A 3643-nucleotide genomic window follows, 5' to 3' on the forward strand; every position below is an offset into this window, starting at 1 on the left:
CGCCGTGGACGTGCAGGTCCACGAAGCCGGGGACGACGGTGTGGCCGGTCAGGTCGAGGTCGCCGGGCTCGGTCTCCCCGCCGCTCGTGCCGTTGACGCCGTTGACGCCGTTGACGCCGTTGGCGCCGTTGGCGCCGGAGGCGATGGCCGCGATCCGGGACCCTTCGACGGCGAGGCGAAAGCCCTCGACGACGCCGCCGGGCAGGACGAGCCGGGCGCCGGACAGGGCAGTACGGTCACGGTCCGCGGTGGTCACGCGGTCACCTCCATCGAGAGCAGATCCCAGGCGAGCAGGCCCGCGCCCAGGGACGCGGCGGTGTCTTTGAGCATGGCGGGTACGACTTCCGGGGGCATCTGGAAGGTCAGACGCTCCTGGACCGCCGCGCGCAGCGGGGTGAAGAGCGTGTCGCCGGCCTCGGCCAGTCCGCCGCCGACGACGACCGTGGACGGGTCGAGCAGGCTCTGGGCGAGCACGATGCCGTCGGCCAGGGCGTCGACCGCGGTCTGCCAGACCGCGCGGGCGCGGTCGTCCCCGGCGTCCACCGCGGCGGCGCAGGATGCCGCGTCGGCGTCGGGGTCGCCGCTGGCCTCGGCCCAGGCGCGGGAGACGGCGGAGGCGGAGGCCAGCGTCTCCAGGCAGCCGCGGGCGCCGCAGCCGCACGTCGGCCCGCCGGGGCGGACCACCACGTGACCGATCTCGCCGCCGTAGCCGTGCGCGCCGGCCTCGATCCGGCCGTTGATGCCGATGGCGCCGGCGATGCCGGTGCCCAGGGCGATGAACAGGAAGCGGTCGACGCCGCGGCCCGCGCCCAGCCGGCCCTCGGCGAGGCCGCCGGACCGCACGTCGTGGCCGAGGGCCACCGGCATCGCGGCGCCGCGGGTGCCGTCGGCGGGGTCGGCCAGGCGCTCGCCGAGCAGCTTGCGCAGCGGGAGGTCGCGCCAGCCGAGGTTGGCCGAGAAGACCGCGATCCCGTTCTTCTCGTCGATCGTGCCGGGCACGGCCACGCCGGCTGCCAGCGGGGCGGCGCCGAAGCGGGCGCGGCCCTCGTCGGCCAGGTCGGCGGCGAAGTCGAGGATGGCGGCGACCACGGCGTCGGTGCCGTGTTCCCGCCCGGTCGGTCGGCGTGCTTCGAACAGCACGGAGCCGTCCTGGGCGAGCAGCGCGGCCTTCATGCCGGTGCCGCCTACATCGAGTGCGATGACGTGCTTCACGGGGGACAGTTTCCCTTGGTCGGGTCGAAGAGGTCTAGTCCAGTTGTCGGATTGGTCTGGTCCTGCTGGGTGAGCTTTGTCTCGGCTGCGGGGGGTGTGCGGAGCTCTGTGCCGAGGGGCCCGGCCGGGGTTCCGTTCACCGGCTGTTGCGCATCGTGCAACGAACCCGGGCACTTCGGTAACTACTCGGCAGGTGGGCCCGAGTGGTGTGGACCAATGGGCGAGCGGTTTGGCAGTGTGGCGCTCCCCCCTGCCGGATTCCCTCGTCCGGCCGTAGTTCCCCCTGAAGGCGGTACCCGCGTTGGACAGGCGCGCCCACGTTTCCATCCGTGTGCTCGGAACGGCACTGGCCGGAGCACTGGTGCTCACCACGGTCAGCGCGTGCAGCGGGCAGGGCGACGGGCCGGTCACGCTCAAACTGGTCGCCGCGGACTACGGGGAGAACGCCGAGACCAGCTCCAAGCACTACTGGGACGAGGTCTCCAAGGCCTTCGAGGCCGCCAACCCCGGGATCAAGGTCCAGGTCGAGGTCGACAGCTGGACCGACATCGGCAAGAAGGTCGACGACATGATCGCGGCCGGGAAGTCCCCCGACCTGCTGCAGACCGGCGGCTTCGCCGAACAGGTCGCGGCGGACCGGCTGTACGCGGCCGCGGACGTGCTCTCCATGGACACCCAGGCCAAGTTCATGGACAACTTCTCGCACGCCGGGCAGGTGCTGGGCACCCAGTACGGGATCCCCTTCGTGTCCTCCTCGCGGGTGCTCTTCTACAACAAGGCGGTCTTCCGGCAGGCGGGGATCTCGCAGCCGCCGACCACCTGGAACGAGCTGAAGGCGGCGGCCGAGAAGATCAAGGCCAAGGTTCCGGGGGTGACCCCGTACGGGCTCCCGCTGGGGCCGGAGGAGGCGCCGGCCGAGTCGATGCTGTGGACGCTGAGCGGGGGCGGCTCGCTCTCGGACGACGTCGGCAACTACACCATCGACAGCGACCAGAACCAGGCGACCTTCAGCTGGCTGAAGAACAACCTGGTCAGCGCCGGGCTGACGTACCCGGACCCAGGCAAGATGAACCGCACGCCGGTGTTCCAGGACTTCGCCTCCGGGAAGGTCGCGATGCTCAACGGGCACCCGACGCTGCTGCGGTTGGCGTCCGCCGGGAAGATCGACTTCGGGACGGCGCCGATCCCGCGCAAGGACGGCCTGGGGAAGACCGGGAGCCTCGGCGTCGCGGACTGGATGATGGCGTTCAAGGCCAACGGGCACAAGAACGAGATCAAGAAGTTCCTGTCCTTCGTCTACACCAAGGACTACCAGCTGAAGTTCGACGAGCAGTACAACCTGCTGCCGGTGACCCAGGACGCCTTCAGCCAGATGTCCTCGGACCCCAAGCACGAGGACCTCAAGCAGTTCACGGTCGGGCTGACCAACGCCAGCTTCTACCCGTTCGGGGACCCGGCCTGGGGCGAGGTCAGCAACCGGATCAAGGCGGGGATCGGGCAGGCGGTGACCGGGGACCCGAAGCAGGTGCTCGGCGGGCTCCAGGACGCGGCGATGAAGGAGGCGGCCCGGGTCCGGAAGCAGTAGGACCCGGGCGGGGGGTCTTCGCGGGGGCGGAGGCGGGGGTCTTTGCGGGGGCGGGGGCTTCGTCGGCTCAGGGGAGGGTGATCGCGTAGGCCTTGCGGAGGGTCTCGTGGACCGTCCAGGTGGTGCGGTCGCCCTCGCGCAGGACGGCGCAGTCGCCGGGGCCGACGGTCAGGGTCGGGCCGCCCTCGACCTCGATGGTGGCCCGGCCGCTCAGCACCACGAACATCTCGTCGGCCTCCACGTCGGTGACCACGCCCGGGGTGATCTGCCACAGACCGCGCAGCTGGCGGCCGTCGGGGGACTCGGAGAGGACCTTCCCGGTGACCTCGGGGGTGCCGGAGACGATCTGGGACGGGTCGAGCGGCTCCGGGTCGAGGTCGGCGGCGGGGATGTGGACGGTGAAGCTCGGCGTGGTCATCGGCGTGGTCATGGGGGTGACGCTAGTCGGGCGGGGGCACCGGGGTGGGGGGCAGAGTGTGTCGGGGGTGCGGCCGAGAATGACACTTCGTAGGAGGTGTTGTCGTGGGTGAGCTGAGTGGGCTCAGTGAGCGGGACCGGGCGGTGCTGGCGCTGGAGGGGCGGCAGTGGCGGACGGCGGGGGCCAAGGAGCGGGCGATCCGGGAGGAGCTGGGGCTCTCCTCCACGCGGTACTACCAGGTGCTGAACGGGTTGCTGGACCGGGAGGAGGCGTTGGCGTTCGCGCCGGTGTTGGTGAATCGGTTGCGGCGGGTTCGGGAGGGGCGGCGGGGGGTGCGTTGACGGGGGGGTGTGTTCGTGGGGGTGGGCTCTCGGGAGGGTGGGTGGGTGCCGGGGGGGGGGGCGGGGGGGGGGGGGGGGGGGGCGGGG

The 3643-nt window shown here is 71.8% G+C and carries 4 protein-coding genes and 1 pseudogene; 2 read left to right on the plus strand and 3 right to left on the minus strand.

Annotation, left to right across the window (positions count from 1 at the left end; all coding sequences use genetic code 11):
* Together ACZ3YL_RS42355 and ACZ3YL_RS42360 are read right to left on the minus strand one after the other, a co-directional pair.
* Window positions 1-256, minus strand: a pseudogene (locus ACZ3YL_RS42355) (N-acetylglucosamine-6-phosphate deacetylase); the annotation flags it as partial.
* The gene (locus ACZ3YL_RS42360) at window positions 253-1212 is read right to left on the minus strand and encodes an ROK family protein (protein ID WP_188308234.1); all 960 of its coding nucleotides are present in this window, start codon (window positions 1210-1212) and stop codon (window positions 253-255) included. The pseudogene ACZ3YL_RS42355 and the gene ACZ3YL_RS42360, both read right to left, overlap by 4 nt.
* A 331-nt stretch (window positions 1213-1543) precedes the next feature.
* On the opposite strand from ACZ3YL_RS42360, the gene ACZ3YL_RS42365 reads away from it, so the two are divergent.
* Window positions 1544-2797, plus strand: a complete 1254-nt coding sequence (locus ACZ3YL_RS42365) for an extracellular solute-binding protein (protein ID WP_465663183.1) — start codon at window positions 1544-1546, stop codon at window positions 2795-2797.
* A 67-nt stretch (window positions 2798-2864) separates the two neighbouring features.
* Here the strand turns inward: ACZ3YL_RS42365 and ACZ3YL_RS42370 are convergent, their stop codons facing one another.
* Window positions 2865-3227, minus strand: a complete 363-nt coding sequence (locus tag ACZ3YL_RS42370) for a cupin domain-containing protein (RefSeq protein ID WP_223243139.1) — start codon at window positions 3225-3227, stop codon at window positions 2865-2867.
* Window positions 3228-3328: 101 nt separating this feature from the next.
* Here ACZ3YL_RS42370 and ACZ3YL_RS42375 point away from each other — a divergent pair, with 101 nt between their 5' ends.
* Window positions 3329-3556 (plus strand): DUF3263 domain-containing protein, encoded by a 228-nt coding sequence (locus ACZ3YL_RS42375; RefSeq protein WP_188308238.1) that lies wholly within the window; start codon window positions 3329-3331, stop codon window positions 3554-3556.
* Window positions 3557-3643 lie beyond the last annotated feature (87 nt).

The organism is Kitasatospora sp. NPDC023176, from assembly GCF_055560495.1.